General features: G+C 64.0%; 20 protein-coding genes. 9 read left to right on the top strand and 11 right to left on the bottom strand.

The window, feature by feature from the left end; genetic code table 11:
* Positions 1-50 precede the first annotated feature (50 nt).
* From ET21_RS0120445 to ET21_RS0120430, 4 genes are all read right to left on the bottom strand, one after another.
* A complete protein-coding gene (locus ET21_RS0120445) occupies positions 51-422 on the bottom strand; it encodes a hypothetical protein (RefSeq protein WP_030541120.1) in 372 nt (123 codons plus the stop codon).
* 25 nt (positions 423-447) lie between these two features.
* The gene (locus ET21_RS0120440; protein ID WP_030541119.1) at positions 448-702 is read right to left on the bottom strand and encodes a hypothetical protein; all 255 of its coding nucleotides are present in this window, start codon (positions 700-702) and stop codon (positions 448-450) included.
* A gap of 27 nt (positions 703-729) precedes the next feature.
* On the bottom strand, positions 730-1,233 hold the full coding sequence (locus tag ET21_RS0120435; RefSeq protein ID WP_021237110.1) for a hypothetical protein: 504 nt from the start codon (positions 1,231-1,233) through the stop codon (positions 730-732).
* Between the two features lie 131 nt (positions 1,234-1,364).
* Positions 1,365-3,437: an NAD(+) synthase gene (locus tag ET21_RS0120430; RefSeq protein WP_030541118.1), complete on the bottom strand. Its 2,073-nt coding sequence runs from the start codon at positions 3,435-3,437 to the stop codon at positions 1,365-1,367.
* Between the two features lie 175 nt (positions 3,438-3,612).
* On the opposite strand from ET21_RS0120430, the gene ET21_RS27875 reads away from it, so the two are divergent.
* Both ET21_RS27875 and ET21_RS0120415 read left to right on the top strand, forming a co-directional pair.
* On the top strand, positions 3,613-4,071 hold the full coding sequence (locus ET21_RS27875) for a hypothetical protein (RefSeq protein ID WP_150113307.1): 459 nt from the start codon (positions 3,613-3,615) through the stop codon (positions 4,069-4,071).
* A gap of 96 nt (positions 4,072-4,167) precedes the next feature.
* Positions 4,168-4,722: a PRC-barrel domain-containing protein gene (locus ET21_RS0120415; RefSeq protein WP_021237106.1), complete on the top strand. Its 555-nt coding sequence runs from the start codon at positions 4,168-4,170 to the stop codon at positions 4,720-4,722.
* A gap of 5 nt (positions 4,723-4,727) precedes the next feature.
* On the opposite strand, the gene ET21_RS0120410 is transcribed toward ET21_RS0120415, so the two are convergent.
* Together ET21_RS0120410 and glf are read right to left on the bottom strand one after the other, a co-directional pair.
* Positions 4,728-5,336 (bottom strand): cysteine hydrolase family protein, encoded by a 609-nt coding sequence (locus ET21_RS0120410; RefSeq protein ID WP_021237105.1) that lies wholly within the window; start codon positions 5,334-5,336, stop codon positions 4,728-4,730.
* An 18-nt stretch (positions 5,337-5,354) separates the two neighbouring features.
* The gene (gene glf, locus ET21_RS0120405) at positions 5,355-7,601 is read right to left on the bottom strand and encodes a UDP-galactopyranose mutase (RefSeq protein WP_030541117.1); all 2,247 of its coding nucleotides are present in this window, start codon (positions 7,599-7,601) and stop codon (positions 5,355-5,357) included.
* Positions 7,602-7,903: 302 nt separating this feature from the next.
* On the opposite strand from glf, the gene ET21_RS0120400 reads away from it, so the two are divergent.
* The 6 genes from ET21_RS0120400 to ET21_RS0120375 all read left to right on the top strand — a co-directional run bounded on the left by ET21_RS0120400 (position 7,904) and on the right by ET21_RS0120375 (position 14,785).
* The gene (locus ET21_RS0120400) at positions 7,904-10,093 is read left to right on the top strand and encodes a sugar nucleotide-binding protein (protein WP_030541116.1); all 2,190 of its coding nucleotides are present in this window, start codon (positions 7,904-7,906) and stop codon (positions 10,091-10,093) included.
* 88 nt (positions 10,094-10,181) lie between these two features.
* Positions 10,182-11,495 (top strand): family 1 glycosylhydrolase, encoded by a 1,314-nt coding sequence (locus ET21_RS0120395; RefSeq protein ID WP_030541115.1) that lies wholly within the window; start codon positions 10,182-10,184, stop codon positions 11,493-11,495.
* Positions 11,496-11,651: 156 nt separating this feature from the next.
* A complete protein-coding gene (locus ET21_RS0120390) occupies positions 11,652-12,734 on the top strand; it encodes a cellulase family glycosylhydrolase (RefSeq protein ID WP_237751615.1) in 1,083 nt (360 codons plus the stop codon).
* Between the two features lie 187 nt (positions 12,735-12,921).
* Positions 12,922-13,404 (top strand): hypothetical protein, encoded by a 483-nt coding sequence (locus tag ET21_RS0120385; RefSeq protein ID WP_030541113.1) that lies wholly within the window; start codon positions 12,922-12,924, stop codon positions 13,402-13,404.
* Complete coding sequence (locus tag ET21_RS0120380; RefSeq protein WP_030541112.1) at positions 13,401-13,862, top strand: phage holin family protein; 462 nt, start codon at positions 13,401-13,403, stop codon at positions 13,860-13,862. The genes ET21_RS0120385 and ET21_RS0120380 overlap by 4 nt, the downstream gene beginning before the upstream one ends.
* On the top strand, positions 13,859-14,785 hold the full coding sequence (locus ET21_RS0120375) for a DUF3618 domain-containing protein (RefSeq protein WP_030541111.1): 927 nt from the start codon (positions 13,859-13,861) through the stop codon (positions 14,783-14,785). The genes ET21_RS0120380 and ET21_RS0120375 overlap by 4 nt, the downstream gene beginning before the upstream one ends.
* A 53-nt stretch (positions 14,786-14,838) precedes the next feature.
* Here the strand turns inward: ET21_RS0120375 and ET21_RS0120370 are convergent, their stop codons facing one another.
* On the bottom strand, positions 14,839-15,249 hold the full coding sequence (locus ET21_RS0120370; protein WP_037471578.1) for a low affinity iron permease family protein: 411 nt from the start codon (positions 15,247-15,249) through the stop codon (positions 14,839-14,841).
* Positions 15,250-15,319: 70 nt separating this feature from the next.
* On the opposite strand from ET21_RS0120370, the gene ET21_RS0120365 reads away from it, so the two are divergent.
* Complete coding sequence (locus tag ET21_RS0120365; protein ID WP_021237096.1) at positions 15,320-15,550, top strand: hypothetical protein; 231 nt, start codon at positions 15,320-15,322, stop codon at positions 15,548-15,550.
* Here ET21_RS0120365 and treY read toward each other — a convergent pair.
* The 4 genes from treY to glgX are packed head-to-tail and all read right to left on the bottom strand — an operon-like array spanning position 15,529 to position 23,730.
* The gene (gene treY / locus ET21_RS0120360; RefSeq protein ID WP_051768274.1) at positions 15,529-17,982 is read right to left on the bottom strand and encodes a malto-oligosyltrehalose synthase; all 2,454 of its coding nucleotides are present in this window, start codon (positions 17,980-17,982) and stop codon (positions 15,529-15,531) included. The genes ET21_RS0120365 and treY overlap by 22 nt on opposite strands.
* Complete coding sequence (malQ, locus tag ET21_RS0120355) at positions 17,979-19,916, bottom strand: 4-alpha-glucanotransferase (RefSeq protein WP_202807147.1); 1,938 nt, start codon at positions 19,914-19,916, stop codon at positions 17,979-17,981. Before malQ ends, treY begins: the two co-directional genes overlap by 4 nt.
* Positions 19,913-21,631 (bottom strand): malto-oligosyltrehalose trehalohydrolase, encoded by a 1,719-nt coding sequence (gene treZ, locus ET21_RS0120350; RefSeq protein ID WP_051768272.1) that lies wholly within the window; start codon positions 21,629-21,631, stop codon positions 19,913-19,915. The genes malQ and treZ overlap by 4 nt, the downstream gene beginning before the upstream one ends.
* Entirely contained in the window at positions 21,628-23,730 is a 2,103-nt protein-coding gene (glgX, locus tag ET21_RS0120345) for a glycogen debranching protein GlgX (RefSeq protein ID WP_030541107.1), read from the bottom strand. Before glgX ends, treZ begins: the two co-directional genes overlap by 4 nt.
* Positions 23,731-23,739: the final 9 nt, after the last annotated feature.

The following is a 23,739-nucleotide window of genomic DNA, read 5'->3' as shown; positions in this document are numbered from 1 at the left end:
TCCCTTCCACAGGGACCGGGCCGCCGCAGTCGAGAAACGGCCGCATGGCGTTAGAACCGTGCGGGTATGAGGCGGATCGGCACTGGATCGTCGAGCGCATTCCAGCCGCGATCGGCGATCACGTCATTGCTTTCCACGGCCGCGCGGCCCCGGCTGCGGTCCAGCGACCAGGTGATGTGATAGGTGCCGCCATCGGGACGGCCGGTGGTGCCCCCGATGGCCACGATCAGCGCCTGAAGCCCGGCTCCGTCACTGATGCTGCCGACAATGTGGGCGCTGCTTTCATCGGGCAGCGGGTCCTGCTCGCTCGCCTTCGCGTCCAGCGTCACATGGTCGGCGATGATGTCGGGCCACAGGGGTGGAAAACGCTCCAGCAGCACCTTGCGCTCCTCCGCGTCCAGTTTCCAACCCGTGACCGGCATATCCTCTTCCTTGAGCGTTGTCTCGCTACACTCCCGGCGGATCATGCGGCGCGGGCATGGTGACGGGCCGCAGGCTCTCACGGTCGGACGCACTGACCGTAGCAGTCGGGTCAGGCCGGAAATGCTCGTCCGCTCGGCTTGAGCCGTCCGGGTGGCGATCGCCCGAAAGATCGGTCGGCCGGTGGCCCGGAGATGAGGCGGCCTTATCTTCGCGCGATCTGTCGAACAGCTTTTTGGCAAGGAAACCGGCGCCGGCGAGCAGGGCGAGTTTGCGAATCATAATATATTTCTCCTCCGGCTGGTGCCGTCAATGATGGGTCACTTCCGGCGCGCGGACAAAGGGCATGTCGTCCGGCTCGATGGTCGTGGCATGGCCAATGGATGACGGGTGCTGCTGCGCCATATGGCCATTGGCAGAGGATGCGCCGTCGCCGCGCCATGGATAGGCTCGGCCGGTCTGACGATCGAGCGAGCGCGCAACCAGAGCATCGATCACCGCCACGCCCGTGACGAATGCGATCGCACCCCACACCGCGCCCCGTCGTGGCGCACGGCCCGCAGCCAGTCCAAGCGCCGCAAGATCCAGCGCATCGCCCGCAACCCGGCCCCACATCAGCGTAGAGTGCGCAGGCGCTGCCACCAGCCCTGCTCCAGCCAACATCTCACGCGCGCCGAATGCGCGCAAAGTGGCGCGTCCAGTCCGATGATCATTGCCAAGGGCACGAGCGATGCGGCGTGTTGCCGCAATCTCCGCAATGCCCAGCGCGATCGAAAAAACGCCAAGGCCAAGGCTGATGCGCCTGGGGTCCATAAGAGCCTCCTGTGCTGCGTCCTTTCAGTCCAACGGTCGCGTCAGCCGCCCGTTCCCGCTCCCCGGCCGTCAACGGCAAAATGACGGGAAAGCGCGTCCGGCCGCAACGCAGAACTGCCTCATCAGGCCGGTTAGCCTTCCGCTCTCCTGCCAATGTCTCCCAGCGCTTCGTCCAGCTCATCCAGCCAGACCGTCGCCTTGCTGTCGGATGGCGCGCGCCAGTCGCCGCGTGGCGACAGGGCTCCGCCGGACGATACCTTGGGGCCGTTGGGAAGCGCCGATCGCTTGAACTGGCTGATCGTGAAGAAGCGGTAGAGGAAATTATCCAGCCAACGCCGGATTGTCGGCAGGTCATATCCTACCTTCGCGCTGTCAGGATAGCCGGGCGGCCATGCGCCTGCATCCGGGTCGCGCCACGCATGCCATGCCAGAAAGGCGACCTTCGACGGCGGCAGTCCCGCGCGGGTGATATGGTGAAGAAAAAAATCATTGAGCGCATAGGGACCGACGCGGCTTTCCGTGCTCTGCATCGCACCCGATGCATCGGCGGGCACCAGTTCGGGCGAGATTTCCGTGTCCAATATCGCCTGCAATATGGCGTCGGTCTGCGGATCGAACTGATCCGTCGCAATACACCAGCGGATCAGATATTGGATCAGCGTCTTGGGCACGCCGCTGTTCACGGCATAATGGCTCATCTGGTCGCCCACGCCATAGGTACACCAGCCGAGTGCCAGTTCGGAAAGATCGCCCGTCCCCACCACGAAGCCGCCATGCCGGTTGGCGAGACGGAACAGATAATCGGTGCGCAGCCCCGCCTGAACATTTTCGAACGTCACGTCATAGACCGGCTCGCCCCGCGCATAGGGATGATCCATATCGGCCAGCATCTGCCGCGCCGCAGGGCGGATGTCTATCTCCTCGCCCTTGACGCCCAGCGCATTCATGAGCGCCCATGCGTTGGACTTTGTATGCTCGCCCGTCGCGAAGCCCGGCATGGTGTAGCCAAGGATCGCCGATCGGGGCAGTCCCAACCGATCGCATGCCTTCGCCGCGACAATCAGCGCATGGGTGGAATCAAGGCCGCCCGACACGCCGATAACGAAATGCTCGCCCGCCGTTGCGCGAAAACGCGTGATCAGTCCCTCGACCTGGATATTGAATGCTTCATAACAGTCGGCGTCCAGCAACAGCGGGTCCGCCGGAACGAAGGGAAAACGCTTGACGGGCTGGTACAGCTTCTCCCGGTCGCCCTGCGGCGTGTAGGGAAAACCGACGCGGCGGAACCGCTGTTCGGGATGCCCCATCGCTGCCGCCGTGTCGTTGAAGGTGCCGTTGCGCATCCGCTCCAGCCGCAGTCTTTGCACATCTATGTCGGCATAGGTCAGTTCAGGGTCCTCGCCGAAACGGGTCGACTGCGCCAGCACCACGCCCATTTCATGCACCATTGCCTGGCCGTCCCAGGCCATGTCAGTCGTGCTTTCGCCCGGTCCCGCCGCCGAATAAGCGTAGGCGGCCGCGCAGCGGACGGACTGCGCCGCCGACAGCAGGTCACGGTCGCGCGCCTTGCCCACGGTGATGTTCGATGCCGAAAGATTGCACAGGATCAGCGCTCCGGCGAGCGCGCCCAGGGTGGAGGGCGGCACGGGTCCCCAATAATCCTCGCAAATCTCGACATGAAATATGAAGTCGGCGCGATTGTCTGCGGCAAAGATCAGGTCCGCCCCGAAAGGCGCCCGATGCCCGGCCAGGCTGATGTCCATTCCCGTCAATCCGGCGCCCGGCGCGAACCAGCGCTTTTCATAATATTCGCGATAATTGGGAAGATAGCTTTTTGGTACGACGCCCAGCAGCCTGCCGTCCGCGATCACGAGAGCGGCATTATAGAGCCGCCCCGCCCTGCGGACAGGCGCGCCCACCAGCATGACGGGCAGGCCCTTGCTCGCCTCAATCAGGCGGCCGGCCTCCGCCTCGACCCGTTCCAGCAGCGCATCCTGCAAGTGGAGGTCATCGATCGCATAGGATGAGAGGCACAGTTCAGGAAAAAGGATGATGTCAGCGCCTGCGGCAGCCGCTGCACGCGCTTGCCCCAATATCGCCTGGGCGTTGGCGGGTACATCGGCGACGCTTGCGAGTGGAGTGGCGCAGGCCAGCCGCACCAATCCCTGATTTTCGATCGCCATGAAGCGCTCCGCCGCTGTCATCCGTCATTCTCCCATCCAACGTCTTCCCAACGAAATGCTCGCATGTCGCGTTCCGCGAGGAAAGGCGCATCGAAGATGTTCGTGAAAGTCGTGCTTAACGGCGCGCTACCGACGTTGTTGCACGATTGGAAAAGGATGGCGGGGTAGAGCATCCCTTGGGGAAATGGAGGTTTTCTTGGTCAGCATCAATTCCAGCAGCAATGCCTGGGCTAACTGGAACAGTCGCAATCCCACACCGCCAGTGGACTCCACCAGTACCAGCGGCAGTACGGCTACGACACCGCCGGAAACCACATCTCCTGCGCCGTCGCCTGCACTGGCCGCTAACGACGCGTCACCTGTGATAACGGCAACGCCGCAGCCAGCTTTAGTCTATACTCCACACGCCCCGACTGAAATCGGGCAAGCCGTCAAGGCTAGCCAATCTCTGGACGGCCTGCTCACCAATGCGGGTTTCTTCACGCGTAGCGCCGCCGCACAGACAATGGATGCGGGACCCGCCAGCCAGGCGGCGGGCAGCGTGCTTCCCGCCGCGCTCAGCCAGTCGGAGGTAATAGCCCGTGCCGCCTATGCGCTGGTCGCCGAAGCAGGTACGGAAAGCTCCACCGCCTCGGTCATAAAACAGTTCGGCTGACTTCCTCCGCCTACCTTGCTTATGCAGCCTTCGCCAGCCTCATGAGTTGTGCGCAGGATGGAAGATATAGCAGGGTGGGTCGCGCCGGTTGCGACAATGATCGCCGCGATGATGACCGCCGCCAATCTGGGCGCTCGCATCACTGGCTGGGGGTTCGTGGTCTTCACGGTGGGCTCGATCGCATGGTCCACCGTGGGCTTTTCGACCGGACAGACCAATCTGCTCGCGACCAACCTGTTCCTCACGCTGGTGAACGCCGTCGGCATCTGGCGCTGGCTGGGGCGGCAACGCGCTTATGAGGATGGTGGAAAAGCCGCGCAGGAAGCAAGCCGCCGCTCATCCGCATCCACCCTCTTCACCGCCACCGGCGTCGCTGGCATGCCGGTACATGGCCAATCAGGCGAAGCCGTGGGCAAGGCGGTCGAAGCACTGGTCGAATGTGAGAGCGGCAATGTCAGCTATGTGGTCGTGGCCTCAGGCGGCATTGGCGGCATACAGGAAACGTTGCGCGCCGTAGCCCGCAACGACATTGGCTTTGAATGCGACAAGCTGACCCTGCGGATTGATGACGACACCTTCCAACGCCTGCCAGTGCTGGAGGATGACGCTTGGCCTGCCAAGGCTCCAGTCGCGCTCGCCGAAGCCTGCTGACGATCTTAGCGATCGCGATCTATATGCGCGATCCAGTCGTCCAGAGACAGGTCATCCGTCTTCGCCGTTTCAGCGCCCATGCTATTGGCCATGATCTCCAGCGCCCAGCGCCCCCGCTCGTCCGTCTCTGCCGCGACCGCATTCGCGGGCACCCATAGCTTGTAATCCCGCATATGCGCGTCCGCCGCCGTGAACAGCACGCAGATATCGGTGGCGATCCCGGTCAGGACCAGCTTGGTGACGCCCAGCTTGGGCAGCAAAACAGGGAGGTTAGTGGAATAGAAACCTGAAAATTGCGGCTTGATGATGAAAAAGTCGTCATCGTCCGGCCTCAGAAAGGCGGTGACCGGATTGTCATGTTCCAGCGCCCGTTCGACCAGCTTCGACCGTTCCGAATGCCACTCGCCGAAATTGTCGTTGACATAGATGACAGGCCAGCCACGCTGCTCCATCTGCTTCCGAAAGCGGGCGATCGCCTTCGCCGCCTCCAAAGCGCGCGGCCGAACGGCCTCGGCCCCGGCGAAATCAAAGCAGTTCACCATGTCGATGATCAGGAGGGCGGCACGATCCCCCTCCTGATCCCGGTCCGGCGCGGTCGGCGTCCTTTCGTTCACTCCATCCTCGTGCCTGTGTCAGGGCGCGCTGGTCGATGGGCGCGCTATGCTGGTCTTCTCCGCAAGCGTCTGCTGCACCATGCGGCGCTTCGACATGCGCCGGTAGGTGGCGAGCGCTTGTCCTACGACCTGGTCCATATTGTAATAGCGGTATGTGGCCAGCCGACCCACGAATGTCACGTCCGCCTGCACCATCGCCAGCGCTTCATAGCGTTTGAACAGCGCCTGATTTTCAGCCCGAGGGATGGGATAATAGGGGTCGCCCTCAGCCGCGGGATATTCGTAGGTGATGCTGGTTTTCGGCGCTTGCTGGCCAGTCAGATGCTTATATTCAGTAATTCGCGTATAGGGGACATCGGGCGATGGATAGTTCACCACCGCGACATCCTGAAACCGCTCCATATCCAGCCGCTCATGCTGGAAATGCAGTGAGCGGTAGGGCAGCTTGCCGAAGCGGAAGCCGAAATATTCGTCGATCGGTCCGGTGAACACCAGATGATCATGCGGATAGGCGTCCCGCGCCTCGCAATAATCGACGCCCAGCAGGACATCGATATTGGGATGGTCCAGCATGCGCTCGAACATGCGGGTATAGCCTTCCAGTGGCATCGCCTGGAACGTGTCGGTGAAATAGCGATCGTCCACATTGGTTCGGGTAGGCACGCGGGAAGTGACCGCCTTGTCCAACTCCGAAGGGTCGAGGCCCCATTGTTTGCGGGTATAGCCCTGGAAGAATTTCTCATATAGCTCACGCCCGATGGCGGAGATGACTACATCCTCCGATGTGCGCACCACCGAAACCGGCTCCGCCTTCGCCGCCAGGAAGGCGGCAACCTCTTCCTCCGTCTTCATGTCCAAGCCGTAGAGAAGGTTCAGCGTGGTGCGGTTGATCGGCATCGGCACCAGCATGCCATCCACCGACGCCAGAACCCGATGCTCATAGGGCCGCCATTTGGTGAAGCGAGACAGATAATCGAATATCTCTTCCGAATTGGTGTGGAAGATATGCGGACCGTAGCGGTGGATCAGCACGCCCGCTTCGTCATATTCGTCGAAGGCATTGCCGGCGACGTGTGGACGACGATCGACCACCAGCACTCGCTTGCCGCCATCCGCCGCCAGCCGTTCCGCCATGACTGCGCCTGCAAAGCCCGCGCCCACGACCATTACATCATAATGATCCGGCTGACTGCTTTTCCAGCAGGTCGGCGACACAATGGGATGTGCGTGCATTCCCTTGGAAATGGCTTCCTTGATCAGCGTGGACATCTGCTGGAAGCTCTTGTCCCATGACATGCCCGCCAGCACCTTGTCCGCCTGTTGCAGCCAATGGCCGCCGCCGGACCGCGCAAGGGCAAGCGCCTTATCGCAAGCGGCGATGAACGCGTCCCCGCGCTCGGCGATGCGAACCGCTTCGATCTCGCCATAATGGCGCACCACATCAGTGATCGGCGTCGAGACGACCGGCTTGCCCGCAGCCAGATATTCCGGCGTCTTGGTAGGGCTGATGAAGCGGGTCGCGTCATTGATGGCGAAGGGCATCAGCGCCACGTCCCATCCAGCGATGCAGGCGGGAAGCTCCTCATAGGCCCTGCCGCCCAGAAAGTGCAGATTGGGCCGCTGCGGCAGGTCATCCGGGCTGATCTTCACCACGGGGCCGATGATTTCCACCTGCCAGTCCGGCCGGGCATCGGCCAGGATGGAGAGCAGTTCCACATCCATCCGTTCGTCCACCACGCCATAGAAGCCCAGGCGCGGCAGGCCGTCCTCATGCCGCGGCCTCACCGGCCGGGCGGTGGCGAAATGCGCGGCATCGACGCTGGAGGGGAAAGGGTAGACATTGGCATGCTTCCCCTTCTTCGCCTCGTACAGACTGTATCCACCGGTGAAGACGAGGTCCGCCTGCGACAGCAGCCGTTGCTCCAGAGGCAGCAGTTCGGGCGGCGCGCCCTTGAAATTGGCAAGCTCATCCATGCAGTCATAGACGATGCAGTCGGCCATGACATGCTCGGAAAAGGGCAGCATCATCGGGGTATAATACCAGCGGACGACCGGCCCCGTTTCCCCGGCGAGATACAGGTCGAGCAGCTGCTTGAGTGTCTCGCCTTCCTGTTCGCGCGGCGCATCGGCGCGGATGCGGGGCGTGATCACCGTCACGCCGCTCTGCGCGCAATTTTCGACATGCAGGCCGGGGGCTTCCAATCCCTCAACATGGATCGGTTCTTCCCAGAACAGGACGCGGCCCTGCGCGGCGAAGCGGCTCATCAGATGCTGGGGGCGCTGGAAAACGAAATTCCAGCGAAGATGGCTAAAGCAGATCAGGGTGTGCGTCGAACCTTGTCCAGTTCCATGCCATGACGTTGAATGGGGCCGGACCATGAGCAAACCTTTCTGCTGTGTGAACGGCGTCTAAACCCGGCGCGGGGGTATAACGTTCCTGAAATAGCGGCTGATCTAGATTGCTTCGTTGCCGGAAATGGGAACGACCCGGGTTGAATATCCGTTCGGATGCGAAATAATTGTCCGCTGCGCTGCCGCAGGCGGCATCAGCAGACGCGGAGGACCCTATGTCGAAGCAGCCGGAGCTTTGGGGCGGGCTGGAATGCACGGTCAACCGGGTGGGAGAACGCTTTGGCGATCAGATCCATGCGACCGGACACCAGCACCGGGTGGAGGATATCGGCCATTTCGCCGCGATCGGGCTTCAAGCTATCCGCTATCCGCTGCTATGGGAGCGGATCAGCCCGGACAGCCCGGACCGGTGCGACTGGAGCTGGACCGACGAACGGCTCGCCCGGCTGAGGCAGCTGGACCTGCGCGTGATCGCCGGGCTTGTCCATCATGGCAGCGGTCCGCGCTATACCAGCCTGGTCGATGACGATTTTGCTTCCGGGCTGGCGGAGCATGCGCGCCGCACCGCCGAACGCTATCCCTGGATCAGCGACTGGACGCCGGTCAACGAGCCGCTGACCACGGCGCGCTTTTCGGCGCTCTATGCCCATTGGTATCCGCATGCGCGGTCGGAAAGGCTGTTCTGGCTGGCGCTGCTCAACCAGATCGACGGGACGCGGCTGGCGATGCGGGAGATCAGGCGCGTCAATCCGGCGGCCCGGCTGATCCAGACCGACGACCTTGGCCGCACCTACGCCACCGCGTCGCTGCGCGAGCAGGCGCGGTTCGACAATATACGGCGCTGGGCGGGCTGGGACCTGCTTTGCGGCATGGTGACGCGCGATCATCCCCTGTGGGATCGCATGGCCGCTTGCGGGCTGGGAGACAGGCTGAGCGCCATAGCGGACGACCCCTGCCCGCCAGACGTGATCGGCATCAATCATTATCTGACCAGCGACCGGTTCCTCGACCATCGCTTGCAGCGCTATCCGCATCATGTCCATGGCGGCAGCGAGGTACAGTTGTACGCCGATGTCGAGGCCGTGCGCGTGCTGGAACCGCCGCCGCAGGGGCTGGAAGGCGCGGTGCGGGAGGCGTGGGAGCGTTATCGCCTGCCCGTCGCCGTGACGGAAGTGCATAATGGCTGCACCCGCGAGGAACAGTTGCGCTGGGTCGCCCAGGCCTGGGACGTCGCCACGCGGCTGAACGGCGAAGGCATGTCCGTGGAGGCGGTGACGATCTGGTCGCTGCTGGGGAGCGTGGGATGGAACACGCTGCTCACCCGGCCCGGCCATTATGAACCGGGCGTCTGGGACGTCAGCAGCGGACGGCCCCGGCCAACGGCCATGATCCCCCTGCTCCGGTCCCTGCGCGGCATGGCGGAGCGGCCGCTGGCGGCGGCCGGCGCAGGATGGTGGCAGCGGCCCGAACGCATGGTGCATCCGCCGGTCGCGCGGCCAGCGCCGATGGCGCAGCATATTGGGCTTGGCCGCGAGGTTCGCGCCATCAAGCCCCTGCTGATCTGCGGCGCGACCGGCACGCTGGGTCAGGCGATCGCTGGCGCCTGCCGCCTGCGGAACATCCCCTATGTGCTGACGCACCGGGCCGACCTGGACCTGTCCGACGGCCGCAGCATAGAGGCGGCGCTGGACCGCATTCAGCCCTGGGCCGTCGCGAACGCGGCCGGATGGGTGCGCGTCGATGATGCGGAGGATGAGGAAGGCCCCTGCCTGACCGCCAACGCGGCCGGAGCGATCGCGCTCGCTAGGGCCTGTGGCGAACGGCGCATCCCCACCCTGTCCTTCTCCAGCGACCTGGTGTTCGGCGGGGACAAGGGCGCGCCCTATGTCGAAGGCGACGCCATCCGCCCGTGCAACAATTACGGGATCAGCAAGGCGCGGATGGAGGAAGGCATCGCCGCGCTGGACGGGGCGCACCTGATCATCCGCACCGCCGCCTTCTTCTCGCCGCACGACCAGTTCAACTTCGCCCATGCGGTGATCCAGACGCTGCGCAGCGGCAGGCCCTTTGCCGCCGCCGACGATCTGGTGATCACGCCCACCTATGTCCCGCACCTGACATCGACCGCGCTGGACCTGTTGATCGACGGCGAAACCGGCATCTGGCACCTGAGCAACGGCGAAGCGCTGTCCTGGGCGGAGTTCGCCCGGCGCGTGGCGCAGCGGTGCGGCCATGATCCCGCGCTGATCCAGGGCGTTCCGCATGCGGGCTTTGGCTGGAAGGCGGCGCGGCCAGCCAATGCCGCGCTGGCCAGCGACAGAGGCGCGCACCTTCCGCCCCTGTCCTGCGCCATCGATCATTTCGCCGATCATCTTGCGCCGCAGATCGCCTTGCAGGCCGCCTGATCGCATCACGGGGCAACCAGCGGGAAAGCGGCGCGTTGGCTTACAAGTCGTTGCGCCGGGGCAGCACGCTTGCGGGTGAAGCATCGCTATGGCCAATTTCATGTTCTGCACGGGGATCGAAAACAGCATCCCCACCATCAACGGCGGGCGGACTCGTGTCGACCAGATGGAGGCGTGCGGTCATTATGAAAGATGGCGCGAAGATTTCGATCTGGTCGAAGATCTGGGCATCCGCTATCTGCGTTTCGGCCCGCCATTGCACCGGACCTTGCTGGGCCCCGGAAAATATGACTGGGAATTTTCCGACCTGACGTTGAACGATCTGCGCCGCCGCGACATCACGCCGATCGTCGACCTTTGCCACTTCGGCGTTCCCGACTGGATCGGCAATTTCCAGAACCCCGACTTCCCTGAACATTTCGCTGGCTATGCGGCCGCCTTTGCCGAACGCTATCATTGGGTTCAGCTTTATACGCCGATCAACGAGATGTTCATCTGCGCGGTATTTTCCGCCCTTTACGGCTGGTGGAACGAGCAGATGACCAGCGACCGGGCTTTCGTCACCGCGCTCAAGCATATCGTCAAGGCCAATGTGCTGGCGATGCGCGCGGTGCTGGAGCGCAGACCGGACGCCATTTTCATCCAGAGCGAATCTTCGGAATATTTCCACGCCGACAGTCCCGCCGCCATCGGCCCTGCCGAAATCATGAATTCGCGCCGGTTCCTGAGCCTCGACCTCAATTATGGCCGCCGGGTCGACAGCGAGATGTACGAATATCTGATGGATAACGGCATGACGCGGGAGGAATATCATTTCTTCCTGGGCAACCGGCTGAAGCAGCATTGCATATTGGGCAATGACTATTATTGCACCAACGAACATCGCGTGCATCAGGACGGCCGCACATGGGCCGCCGGGGAAGTCTTCGGTTATAGCGAGATTACGCGCCAATATTATGGCCGCTACGGCCTGCCGGTCATGCATACGGAAACCAACCTGTCGGAAGGGCCGCGCGGCGACGAGGCGGTGAACTGGCTGTGGAAGGAATGGGCCAATGTTTTGCGCCTACGCAATGTCGGCATTCCGACGGTAGGCTTCACCTGGTATTCGCTGACCGACCAGATGGATTGGGACACGGCGCTGCGCGAACAGAATGGCCGTGTCAGCCCTGTCGGCCTTTACGATCTGGACCGCAAGATCAGGCCGGTGGGCAAGGCCTATAAGCAATTGATCGCGGACTGGCGCGACGTGCTGCCCGCGCAGAGCGTCTGCCTAGTCGTGCCGGTCGTGCCGCCGTCCCACAGCGGGCGGATCGACGCGCGCGAACAAGAACAAAGCGCGGGAGAAATGCTGGGGCGCACCCCTTCGCAAGCGCAGTCGAGCGAGGGCGTAGGCCGGTAATAGAAGAGGCACAATAAAACCGTTGACGTAACGATTTAAAACAAGCCGCCAATTGATGAAGAAATCTGATTACTCAGATCCGGTTAAGTATCTTGCCCTATAATTTCCTGATCCCTAATGGCCCGCCACGGGGGTGGGACAAAGGGGAATGGGGTCGTGAGCGGGATAGTTATGGGCGAACGTTGGACGCCGGAAGCGGCGCATGCTTGGTTCAAGGCGCAGCCTTGGCTGGTGGGGTGCAATTTCACCCCGTCAAATGCAATCAATCAGTTGGAAATGTGGCAGGGCAGCACATTCGACCTTGCCACGATAGACCGGGAACTGGCGCTGGCGGCGTCGGTCGGAATGAACTCCGTGCGCGTCTATCTCCATGATCTTCTGTGGCTTGAGGGGAGCGAGGATTTCCTCAGCCGGGTCGATGCCTTCCTGTCCGTCGCGGATGGTCATGGCATTCGCACCATGCTGGTGCTGTTCGATTCCTGCTGGCATCCCGAACCTTCGCTTGGGCCGCAGCCGCAGCCGCGCGAAGGCGTCCACAATAGCGGCTGGGTGCAGTCTCCCGGCATTCGCGCGCTTGAGAATATCGGCGAGCATAGCCGACTGGAGGAATATGTCCGCGGCGTCGTCAGCCGCTTTGGACAGGACCCGCGCGTGATTGCGTGGGACATCTGGAACGAGCCGGACAATGGCCCGGAGGTCGCGCTGTGCGATCCCGTCGCGCTCAAGGCGAAGGCCGATCTGGTGGTGCCATTGCTGGTTGCCGCGTTCGGATGGGCGCGGGAGATGAACCCGGTGCAGCCGCTGACCAGCGGTATCTGGCTTGGCGACTGGTCGGCCCCCGACCTGCTAAGCCCCATCCAGCGGGCGCAGACGGGCAATTCGGACATCATTTCCTTCCACAATTATGGCATTGCCGAAGATTTCGCCCAGCGCGTCAAATGGCTGAAAGCCATGGGGCGGCCTTTGCTGTGCACCGAATATATGGCGCGCCCGGCGGGAAGCACCTTCCAGTCGATCCTGCCGGTGGCGAAGGAGCATGATGTCGGCACCTTCTGCTGGGGACTGGTCAAGGGCAAGACGCAGACGCACCTGCCATGGGACAAGTGGGAGAACCCCAATCTGGAAGGGCTGAGGGAACGCTGGTTCCACGACATCTTCCATGAAGACGGCACGCCGCATGATGAGGATGAGGTGGAATTCCTGCGGCTGATCAGCCAGCTCGACAGGATCGCGGCCTGAGAAGAAAGGGACGCTGCGCGCTGGGTAACTGCGGCGTCATCTTTCCTGCGCCCAATATTCGAGTGTGCGCGCAGAGACTCCATTCGCGCATCTATGTTAGACGGCTCGCCGATTAACGGCTGATTGGCCGGAACCCTGCGTCCTCCCTGCTGTTCAGCGATGACCGTTGACACAGGGAGGACAGCTTATGCAGCCGGAAACATCGGGTGATTTGCGCGAGGAACTGCGCGACGACGCCCAGAAACTTTCAACCACGGCGGCCGAGCGCGTCCATAGCGAAGTGGATGCGCGCAAGAGCCCTGTCGTGGAGCAGGCGCGATCGGTTTCATCGGCGCTGGACAGTGCCGCACGGGAATTGTCGGGCGGTCAGACGCCCGGCTGGCTCAATTCCCTGTTCGAACAGGGCGCGCAGCAGATCCGGCAACTGGCCAATACGCTGGAGCAGAAGGATTCGCGCCAGTTAATGGACGATGTCCGCAGCATCGCGCGCAACAATCCGGGCACTTTCCTGGCCGCCTGCGCCGCAGCGGGCTTCGCCGCCAGCCGGGTGCTGCGGGCCGGGCCTGAGACGGGCAGCGGGAGCGTGCAACCGGGTGCGCAGCCGGGCGGATCGCCCCCGGCCCCCGCCTATGGCGACCCCCAGACGGCGGGCATCGGGGGCGCGCCATGAACGAGCAGGACATGCGCCCTTCCTCCCCGCCCATTGGTTCGCCGGGAGGAACCGGCAGCGGGAGGGACGATAATATCGTTTCCCTGATGCGCGACCTCGCCAATCAGGGATCGCACCTGGCCGAGCAGCAACTGGCGCTGTTCAAGGCGGAAGTGCGGGAGTCCGCCACCAGCGTGAAGGCGGCCGTGGGCGCCATGGCGGGCGCTGCGGTGGTCGGCATAGCGGGCCTGGGCGTGCTGCTCATGGGCCTTGCCTATCTGCTGGCGGACGCCATCGATCATCTGGGGCTTGCGACGCTGATCGTCGGCCTTGTGACGCTGGTGGCCGCCTACATCCTCTACAAGGGCGCGGCGGCCAAATTGCGGGCGAGCGAACTTGCGCCCGAACGGAGCCAGCACAGCCTTGAACGCACGCCCGCCGCGCTGCGCGGGGATCTCACATCGGAGCATAAACTATGACCGGCACATTCGAACGGGACCCCGACGCCATCGAGCGGGACATCCGCCGCACGCAGGAGGATATGAGCCGCACGATTGACAGGATCGGCGATCAACTGACTCCCCGCAACCTGTTCAACGCGCTGCTCGACAAGGCGGACGAGAGCAATGTCGATGCGCGCATGCTGCTGGACGGGGCGCGCCGCAATCCGATTGCGCTGGGGCTGATCGCCGCAGGTACGCTCTGGCTGATCAGCGACAAGGATTCTAGGATACCGTCCATGCCGTCCTTCCGGTCAGGCAAGGGGCAGGCGAACGGCCATGACGATCCGCATCATCGCGATTATGTGGACTATATGTCCTCGGTCGAGATGCGCGATGGCGAGGATGTGCTTGCCTATCAGCGGCGCCGCGACGCCGCGCGCGCCAACTATCTGATGGTGGAGCGCCGCCATGACGAGGATGAAGGCAGCTTCCGCCAGCGGCTTGACGATCTGACCGACAAGTTCCGGGAGAAACGGCATGCCTTGTCGGAGCGGTCGGGCGATGCGATGCACGCTACTTCGCAAAAGGCTGCGCAGACCTATTCGCGAGCGCAGGACCTGTATGACAGCAATCCTCTGGTCGGCGGGCTGATCGCGGCGGCGATCGGCGCGGCTGTGGGGTCGGCCCTGCCGCTCAGCCGGACCGAGCAGGAAAAGCTGGGGCAACTGGGCGAGAAGGCCCGCGCGATGGCAAATGAGCAGAAGGATAATCTGACCGGCACGCTGCGGGAAAAGAAGGACGAGCTTGTCAACAAGGCGGATGATCGTCTGCAACAAGGCGGGCAGTCGCAAGGCAGCGCACCGGCAGGTTCCGGGGCGCAGCCTCAGGTGACGGGATCGAATGTGGCGGAGGGTCAGCTTTTCCCGCCGCCTGAGGGAACGACCCCGCGCATGGGCTGAACAAGGTGCTGCGGCTCCTGCGGAGGCGGGAGCCCAGTCCAGTCCTGTACGATTCAAAAGCGGCGCAGGATATGTTCCACGCTGTCGTCGGCGGTGGCGGCCTTTCCCTGATGCCCTTCCACTTCCTTTTCTATGGCGGCGCGGATCGCTTCCACTTCGGCTACGGATCGATGTTCTATGCCGATGAACTGCTCGCGAGCGGTATCGAGCGCGCGGATGATCTCGTCCAGCTTCGCCTGCATGGCGGCGGCGTCGCGATTCTGGCTGTTCTGGATCAGGAACACCATCAGGAAAGTGACGATGGTCGTGCCGGTGTTTATGATGAGCTGCCATGTGTCCGAATAGGCGAACAGTGGCCCCGTGACGCCCCAGACGATGATCGTGCCAAGCGCCAGCGCAAAGGTCAGCGGCTGTCCCGCCGCGGAAGCGATCCGCGTCGCGATAAGCGTGAAAATGCGATCCATCATAGGCGTCGTCCTTATATCTGCTTGCGAAACGGAACCGGCAACATTCGGAAACATTTTACAAGGCGAAATGATCAGCAACGCATCGATAAAGACCGCCGGATACGCCATTTCGACATGCAGCGTCATATTGCTGGGCTTTGTGTCGCTGAAAACCGCGGAAACCGATCCCCTGCTGGCGCTATGCCTGATCATGGGCATGGCGACGTCGATCGCGGGCATGTTCCTGCGGTGGCTGTCCTATATCCGCAAGGAGGACCATGCCGACCGGCCTTCCCGTCAGCCTTCCAAGTCGACGTAAAAAGGATTGCCGTCCAGCATATCGGCAACCAGCATGGGCGACGGCATGGCCAACGCACTGTCGCCCCACCAGTCACGCGGCGGGGTAAGCGATTGCCCGCCAAGCAGCGCCGGGGCGGCGCGCAGTTGCACGACGCAGAGCAAGCGCGTTCCCTCATGAGACCGGGTGAAGGCGAGCACATGGTCCGCGCGATCGCCTTTCACGTCCACGGGAACATAATCGCCGTCTGCGAACAGTTCCGGCCTGTCCCGGCGCAGACCGAGCAGCCGGGCGATCAGGCGCAGCTTGGCATCGTGCGCGCCGCCGCCCGCCAATAGATCCTGCCGCGCCTGATAGTCCACCGGCCGCCGGTTATCGGGATCGACAAGGCTGAAATCCGGCAATTCCGTGCCCTGATAGATGTCAGGGACGCCCGGAATGGTCAGCTTGAGGCAGGTCTGAACCAGCATATTGGCTTGCGTTGCCGGATCGATCAGTCGCACGAAGCCGCTCACCGCGTCCCGGAACGCCCGGCCATCGAACAGCAGGCCCCGCAGCAGCGACACGCAGCTTTGTTCATAGGCGAGGTCAGGTTCTTCCCAGGATGACCGCAGCTTGGCTTCGCGGAGCATCTTGACGATCCACTGTTCCATCCGTCCCGCCAGATCCTCAAGGTCCGCTGGCATGCCCGCATCGGGCCATGCGCCGATCAGGCCCTGCATGATCTGATAGCGGTCCGCCGCCCGGACGCCCGCATCCCGCGCCTGCGCCAGCCGATCCCATTCGCGCCAGCGCTCCGCCCACAGATGGGGAATTTCGCTCAGAACCGCCAGCCGCGCGCGGGCATCTTCACCGCGCTTATGGTCATGGGTGGCGCTGGCCAGCATGGCGTGGGGAAATGCCGCGTGGCGGTCGAGAACCCGCTGATGGAAGGTGGCGGGGTCGATCGCGGGCTGATCAGGCGCGAAGCCCACATCATTGGCCGACAGCAGCACGCCGTGGCGATAGAAGGCGGTGTCCTCCACCCCCTTGGCCGCGACGGGAGCGCTCAATTGCTGGAAGCGGCGCGCGGCGTCCGCAGCAAGGGGAGGATCGCCCGCTCCTTTCCCGGCGAGCCAATCAAGGACGAGCCGCGCCACCCATGCCTCACCCGGAGGCAAATGGGGCCGAACATCGCGCCAGACCTGTTCCAGCACCGGCCTGTCCGTCGCAGCGCCGCCACCGGCCGCTGCGTAGGTCCGGTAAACCGGGAATACCCATAGCAGCCGCTCCATCGCGCGCCGCAGCATGGCGGGGGTGATCGCTTCCAGCGGCGGGTCTTCCGCTACGGCCTGCGCCAAGGCCTTCATGCCCGCATCCACGCAGGCGGAAAGTTGCCCTTCAAACTGCCATGCAAGCATCTGCTGGCGTGATCGCAAAACCTCTTCATCGAAGGAGAGCGCCTTCGGCTCCACCTCCCGCCACAAGGATTCCAGCGTGCCCATTCCCGTGGCGCTGTGGAGCAGGCCGGTGAGATCGCGCATCGCGTCATAGCCGCTGGTGCCGTCCACGTTCCAATCGCTGGCCAGATGCTCGTGAGCGCCAAGGATCTTTTCCACGACGACATAGGGCCTGCGTCCGCCGCCCGCAGCGTCCAGCCCGGAGCGCAAGGCGCGGCAATAGCTTGCGGGATCAGCGAGGCCGTCGACATGGTCGACCCGGACGCCATCGATCAATCCCTGCCCGAACAGGTCGAAATAAAGACTGTGGGTCGCGGCGAAGACCTGAGGGTCCTCCACCCTGACGGCGGCAAGATCGTTGATCGAAAAGAAGCGCCGCCAGTTCAAACTGTCATTGGCCGTCCGCCAGTGCACCAGCCGGTAATGCTGCGCATCGGCGAAGGCGCGCAGGCTGGCTGCATCGGGATCGGCAGGGAAGGAAGCGGCCGTCCAGCCGAACGGCTCGCCCGATCCCGGCCGCACGGGAAGGCGCTGTTCCCCGTAAAGTTGCAGGAACAGTTCGCCGCCTTCGCTGATCAGGCGCAGATCGCCCGCCGCGATAACCTCCCCCAGTGTCGCGCCCAGGATGGGCAGGACCAATGGCCCCGGCCAGTCGATGTCGAAGAAGGGCGCATAGCGGCTGTCCTGGCCCAGCCGCAGCACGTCGTTCCAATATGCGTTCTCACCGCCCGCCACGCCCATATGGTTGGGCACGATGTCGATGATGATGCCCATCTGATGACGGCGCAGGGCCTCGACCAGATCCCGAAACCCCTGATCGCCGCCCAGCTCAGGGTTGATCATCGTGGGATCGACGACATCATAGCCGTGGGTAGACCCCGTGCGAGCACGTGTGATGGGCGACGCATAGATATGGCTGACGCCGAGCGCCGCCAGATAGGGAATGTTCGCGCGCGCATCGGCGAAGGTGAAACCGGCGTGGAATTGCAGCCGGTATGTCGCGCGGGGGATCATTGGCTACGCTTCCTGTCGATCAGCGCCGTGCGATGCGTGATCGCTGGGTCGTCCAACATCTGGTCCACCGGAGCGGGCATCCGCCGCCGCCAGTTGGGATGCTCGTCCACCGTGCCCGGCAGGTTCGGCTGCTCCTCCAGCGCGGCGAGATCTTCCAGCGGAACGATCGCCAGCGATGCGGGCGAGGATGCGACATGCGCCAGCGCGGCGTCCACAACAGGGGCGGGATCGTTTGGAGCAGGCGGCGAATTGCCATCCCCTACGGCTCTCCACAGCGCTTCCCGTTCTTCGTCGCGACGCGCCTCATCCGCGCCGCTTCGCCCTAGCGCCCGGTTCCATTCGATGTCACGGCCAGTCCACCAGCCCGCCACGGTGGGCGTGTCGTGCGTGCCGGTCATCGCAACGCTGTCTTCCGGCACCTGCGCGGCGGAGCGGAAAGCGCCCGTCTCGTCCCGCTCGAACCACAGCACGCGCATGCCGTAGATGCCGCGCGCGGACATGGCGTCGCGGAAGCCCGGCGGCATGGTGCCCAAATCCTCCGCAATGATGGCCGCGCTCGCGCGGTGGGATTCGATCGCGATCACGCGCAGCAGATCGTCGAAGGGGAAAGAGACATAAGCCCCGTCCGCCGCGCTACCGCCCTGCGGTACGACCCACAGGCGCTTTAGCCCGAAGCCATGATCGATGCGCAACGCTCCGGCATGGCGCAGGGCGGTGCGCAGGGTTTCGATGAAGGGCTGGAAGGCGCTGCGCTTGAGGCCTGCGGGCGAAAAGCTGGTCAGGCCCCAATTCTGGCCGTCCGGCCCCAGCGGATCGGGCGGCGCGCCGATCGACAGGCCGGATAGCAGCAGGCCGGGCATGGCCCATGCGTCGCTCCCGGCCGGATCGACCCCCACGGCAAGGTCGGCGATCAGCCCGACAGCCATGCCCGCCGCCTTCGCTTCGCGCTGCGCTGCGTCCAGGCTTTGGTCAGCCAGCCATTGAACGAAGATGTGGAAATCCAACTCCTTCGCATATGTCCGGGCAAAGGCGCGGGTGGCGTCACTGTCTGGATGGTCATAGACAGTGGGCCATGCGCGGCCGAAATGCAGGTACAGGCTGTCGAACAAGGCATGGGTGGTGAGAGCCGTCCCTTGCTCATCCGCCCAGTGGCGGACGCGCGCGCGGAGTTCCGGCGTCAGGCCGTCGAACAAGGTCCGAAGATAGGCCAGCCGCTCCGGGATCGCGCGTTCCCAATCGATCAGCGGTCCGTCCTCGCCGAAGGGAGGACCGGGCAGGCCCAGCAATACGGGACTGGCCAGCGCGCCGTTCAGGAAGCGGCGGCTGGAGGGCGAATAGGGGCTGAAGCGCGATCCGTCGCCGGGATAGAGCGCATGGACCGGGCTGATCGCCAGCGCGTCCGCTCCGGCGCCTGCCAAGGTGCGTGCCGCCTGCGCGACATCGCCGAAATCGCCGTAAGATGTGGGTGTTTCGCCACGCAGCGCGGGAATCTGCACGGCAGCGCCCCATAGCCGCCCGTTCGCCGCCAGGGTAACGCATCGCGGCGGCGCGACCGCCAGGGTGAGCCGTTCCCCTTCTATGTTCAGCCGGTAATAGCCAGCCTGCCGCAAGGGCGACAGCGCACCGTTATCCACCGTCAGGGGGATGGCCGGGCCATCCTCTCCCACCGCCTCCGCACGCACGGCTGCGGCAAGGGACGGCGGCAGGGCGATCGCTGCGCCTGCCTCTGCCGACAGGAAGGCGGGAACCTCCAGCGCCTCCGCCTGTATCAGGGCGAGGCTTTCGGCGATGGCGCGCTCCGTGTCCGTCCGGTGGCCCAGCGCTTCCAATATCGCTTGCAGGGCGTCGTCCGCGACCGTCTGCGCGCGCCCTTCCGCATCCTGCCAGCAGCGCGCCACGCCTGCGGCCTCCGCCAGCTGGTGCAGCGCTCTCACGGCTCCAGGCACCATGCGGCGAAGCTGCCCGGCTCGCCGGTCACGCCTTCCAGATGGATCAACCTTCCCTGTCCGGGCGGTACGGTGACGGCCTGCTTTCCTAGGTTAATGGCCAGCGTCAGCATCGTCTTGTCCGAGAGGCACCAGCGGGCGCGCACCGCCCCCTCCCCCAGCACGTCCGCGCCCAGCGAGTAGGCCGACGACAGACGCGGCGCGAGCAGCCGGGCGCGCAACTGGAGCAGATGGCGATAGAGCGCTTCCCACTCCGCAGCATCCTCCGGCCTTTCCGGGCGGGAGGCGGCGAAGGTCGCATGCGCGTTTGGATCGGGAATGCGTTCGCGGGCCTGCGCGTCGCTGAACGCGGCGAACTTCGCGAACTCCCGCCGCCGCCCTTCCCGCACCGCGTCGGCAAGCGCATCGTGAAAATCGGTGAAGAAGAGGAAAGGCGTGCGCGCGCCATATTCGTCACCCATGAACAGCAGCGGCGTTTGCGGGCAGAGCAGCAGCAGCGCGGTGGCTGACCGCAGCCATGCGTGATCGGTGAGCAAGGTCAGCCGCTCGCCCAACGCGCGATTGCCGATCTGGTCGTGATTTTGCAGGAAGGACACGAAGCGCCATGGGGGAAGATGACCGCTGCGGCTGCCGCGCGGTTTGCCATTATGGTTGGCGGACGGCTCGCCCTGATAGATGAAGCCCTGCTCCAGGCATCGGGCAAGGCGCTGCGTCGGATCGTCGGCGAAGTCGCTGTAATAAGCGCTGGTCTCGCCGGTCAGCAGCACATGGACGACATTGTGGAAATCGTCATTCCACTGCGCGTCATACAGGGTGGGGCCTAGCCGCGCCGCATCATTTTCTTCATTTTCCAGGATCAGGTGGATTTCCCGATCACCCTTCACGCCTGCCCGGATCGACCGCGCCAGCCAGTCGAGGAAACCGGCATTGCCGATCGCGTGGACGGCATCGAACCGCAGCCCGTCCAGGTGGTAGTCGTTGAGCCACATCAGCGCATTTTCAAGGAAATAGGCGGCGACTTCCGGCCGGTCGACGGCCACGGCTCCGCCCCAGGGGGTCTGCGCGTCCGCGTGGAAGAAGCCCGGCGCATAGGCGGCGATATAATTGCCGTCGGGGCCGAAATGATTATAGACCACGTCCAGCAACACCATCATGCCCAGCCCGTGCGCCGCATCCACCAGCGCCTTCAAATCTTCCGGCGATCCGTAGCTTTCGGCCGGGGCGAAGGGCAGCACCCCATCATAGCCCCAGTTGCGATCACCGCTGAAGGCGCCGACAGGCATCAGTTCGATCGCGGTGATGCCCAGCTCCGCAAGGCGGGGCAGATCGTCCGCCAGCGCGCGAAAACCTCCGGCGAGCCCCACATGCACTTCCTGGATCACGGCGCTGGTCCAGGGAAGGCCCCGCCAATCACCGGCTTGCCAGGGATAATCGGCGGGCGGCACGATGCTCCAGCCATGGACGCCGCCCTGCTGCTGGCGGGATGCGGGATCAGGCACCGCAAGTCCGTCATCCAGCCGGAAGCGGTAGAGCGATCCGGGCGGCGCAGGCGCTTTCGCCTGGAACCAGCCTGCATCGCCGCGCTCCATCGGCAGGGTCTTGTCCGCCAGTTCAAGATCGACGGCCGACCGGGCGGGCGCCCATAGCCGGAACAGCGTTTCCCCCGACGGCAGGGGCTGCGGCCCCCACAGGCGGCCGGTCATTGCGGAAACTCCGCCACCGTCAGGATCAGGGCAGCGCTGTGCGCGGCGAGCTGATAATGCCCTTCGACCGGCTCGTCTCCGGCATCGGGCCGGGCGCTGTCGATCAACAGCGACCGTTCGACAAATTGCTCCGGCAATTCGAAATCGACAGGCGCATCGCCCGCATTCAGCAGCAGGTCGATCGCTTCCACCGCGCCGTCTTCACGGCGGATGGCGCGGCGCATGGCCAGCGCCCGCCCTTCGGGATTCTGCCAGTCGTCAGGCGATAATGGCCCGCGCCGTTCATCCCACCATTCGATATCGTTGATCCCCGCGCCCGGAGAATCCTGCCCATAGAGGAACGCAGGCGCGCGCAGCACCGCGTGATCCTTGCGCAGGGCGATCAGGCGCGACACGAAGTTCATGAGCGCGCTGCCTTCGGCGGTGTCCAGCAGCGACCAGTCGATCCAGCTGATTTCATTATCCTGGCAATAGGCATTGTTGTTGCCGCCCTGCGTGCGCCCGAATTCGTCGCCAGCCACCAGCATCGGCGTGCCAAGTGAGGCGAACAGCGTCAGCAGCATCGCCCTTTGCACATTCGCGCGTAGCTGGTTGACGCCTTCGTCATCCGTTGGTCCTTCCACGCCCCAGTTCCGCGACAGATTATTGTCATGGCCGTCGCGATTGTCTTCGCCATTGGCATCATTATGCCTCTGTTCGTAGGACACAAGATCGGCCAGCGTATAGCCGTCATGGCTGGTGAGGAAATTGACGCTGGCCCAGGGGCGGCGCGCCCGCCGGTCGAACAGGTCGCCGGACCCGGAAAGGCGCGCGGCAAGGTCGGGCCGCTGCCCCGGATCGCCGCGCCAATATCTGCGCACCGTATCGCGATAGCGGTCGTTCCATTCGGCAAAGCCCGGCGGGAAGTTGCCAAGCTGATAGCCGCCCATGCCCACGTCCCATGGCTCCGCGATCAGCTTGACGCGGCCCAGCACAGGGTCCTGCCGCAGCACGTCGAAAAAGCCCGCACCCGGATCGAAGCCATGATCGGTCCGCCCCAGCGTCAGCCCCAGGTCGAAACGGAAACCGTCTATGCCGAAGGATGTCGTCCAGTAACGCAGCGAGTCCGCCACCATCTGGATCACCCGCGCATGGCCCAGGTTGAAGCTGTTCCCCGTGCCAGTGTCGTTCAGGCAGTGGCGTGGATTGTCAGGTAGCAGCCGGTAATAGGTGGCATTGTCCAGCCCGCGCCAGCAAAGCGTCGGGCCAAGCTCGCTTCCTTCGCAGCTATGATTATAGACCACGTCCAATATGACTTCGATCCCCGCCGCATGCAGGCGGCGGACCGCGACGCGCAGTTCATCCTGCATGTCGGACGCAAAATAGCCGGGTTCGGGCGTGAAGAAGTTCAGGCTGTTATAGCCCCAATAGTTGCGCAGCCCCTTTTCCTGCAAGAAGCGGTCCTGCACGAAAGCATGGATCGGCATGAGTTCCAGCGCGGTGACGCCCAGCCGCTTCAGATGATCGATCACCCTGGGGTGGGCAAGCCCGGCGAATGTACCGCGTTCTTCCGGCGGAACATGCTCCATCAGCTTCGTCAGCCCCTTCGCATGGGCTTCGTAGATGACCGTTTCCGACCAGGGCGTGTTGGGGCGCACATCGCGCGACCAGTCGAATATGTCATGGGTGACAACCGCCTTGGGCATGGCGGGTGCGCTGTCCCGCTTGTCGAAGCCAAGATCGGCCCGCCTTCCGCGCACAGGATAGCCGTGCAGCGCGTCGGTCCATTTCAGCGTGCCCGCCAATTTGCGCGCATAGGGGTCCAGCAGCAGCTTGTTGGGATTGAAACGGTGCCCGCGTTCCGGCTCATAGGGGCCATAGGCGCGATAGCCGTAGAGCAGCCCCGGCCACGCATCGGGCAGATAGCCGTGCCACACCTCGTCCGTGCATTCCGGCAGCACGAAACGCGCGATTTCCCGCCGTCCGCCGGGGTCGAACAGGCAAAGTTCGATCTTTTCCGCATGCGCTGAAAAGACGGCGAAATTTACCCCCAGGCCGTCAAAGGTCGCGCCCAGGGGATAGGAAGATCCGCCGTCCAGGCGGTCAGGAAGCCGGTTCAAGCGCAGCCC

It is taken from the genome of Sphingobium sp. DC-2 (assembly GCF_000722555.1).
Lineage (GTDB): Bacteria > Pseudomonadota > Alphaproteobacteria > Sphingomonadales > Sphingomonadaceae > Sphingobium > Sphingobium quisquiliarum.
Note: the sequence above shows the minus strand (reverse complement) of the source record. Positions and strands in the feature narration are given on the sequence as shown.

Coding starts and splice junctions, on each gene's coding strand:
- ET21_RS0120440 (WP_030541119.1), bottom strand. CDS start 702: ATGATTCGCAAACTCGCCCTGCTCGCCGGCGCCGGTTTCCTTGCCAAA.
- ET21_RS0120400 (WP_030541116.1), top strand. CDS start 7,904: ATGTCGAAGCAGCCGGAGCTTTGGGGCGGGCTGGAATGCACGGTCAAC.
- ET21_RS0120430 (WP_030541118.1), bottom strand. CDS start 3,437: ATGACAGCGGCGGAGCGCTTCATGGCGATCGAAAATCAGGGATTGGTG.
- ET21_RS0120445 (WP_030541120.1), bottom strand. CDS start 422: ATGCCGGTCACGGGTTGGAAACTGGACGCGGAGGAGCGCAAGGTGCTG.
- ET21_RS0120415 (WP_021237106.1), top strand. CDS start 4,168: ATGATCGCCGCGATGATGACCGCCGCCAATCTGGGCGCTCGCATCACT.
- ET21_RS0120435 (WP_021237110.1), bottom strand. CDS start 1,233: ATGGACCCCAGGCGCATCAGCCTTGGCCTTGGCGTTTTTTCGATCGCG.
- treY (WP_051768274.1), bottom strand. CDS start 17,982: ATGATCCCCCGCGCGACATACCGGCTGCAATTCCACGCCGGTTTCACC.
- ET21_RS0120395 (WP_030541115.1), top strand. CDS start 10,182: ATGGCCAATTTCATGTTCTGCACGGGGATCGAAAACAGCATCCCCACC.
- glf (WP_030541117.1), bottom strand. CDS start 7,601: ATGAGCCGCTTCGCCGCGCAGGGCCGCGTCCTGTTCTGGGAAGAACCG.
- ET21_RS0120365 (WP_021237096.1), top strand. CDS start 15,320: ATGATCAGCAACGCATCGATAAAGACCGCCGGATACGCCATTTCGACA.
- ET21_RS0120385 (WP_030541113.1), top strand. CDS start 12,922: ATGCAGCCGGAAACATCGGGTGATTTGCGCGAGGAACTGCGCGACGAC.
- treZ (WP_051768272.1), bottom strand. CDS start 21,631: ATGACCGGCCGCCTGTGGGGGCCGCAGCCCCTGCCGTCGGGGGAAACG.
- ET21_RS0120380 (WP_030541112.1), top strand. CDS start 13,401: ATGAACGAGCAGGACATGCGCCCTTCCTCCCCGCCCATTGGTTCGCCG.
- ET21_RS0120370 (WP_037471578.1), bottom strand. CDS start 15,249: ATGGATCGCATTTTCACGCTTATCGCGACGCGGATCGCTTCCGCGGCG.
- ET21_RS0120375 (WP_030541111.1), top strand. CDS start 13,859: ATGACCGGCACATTCGAACGGGACCCCGACGCCATCGAGCGGGACATC.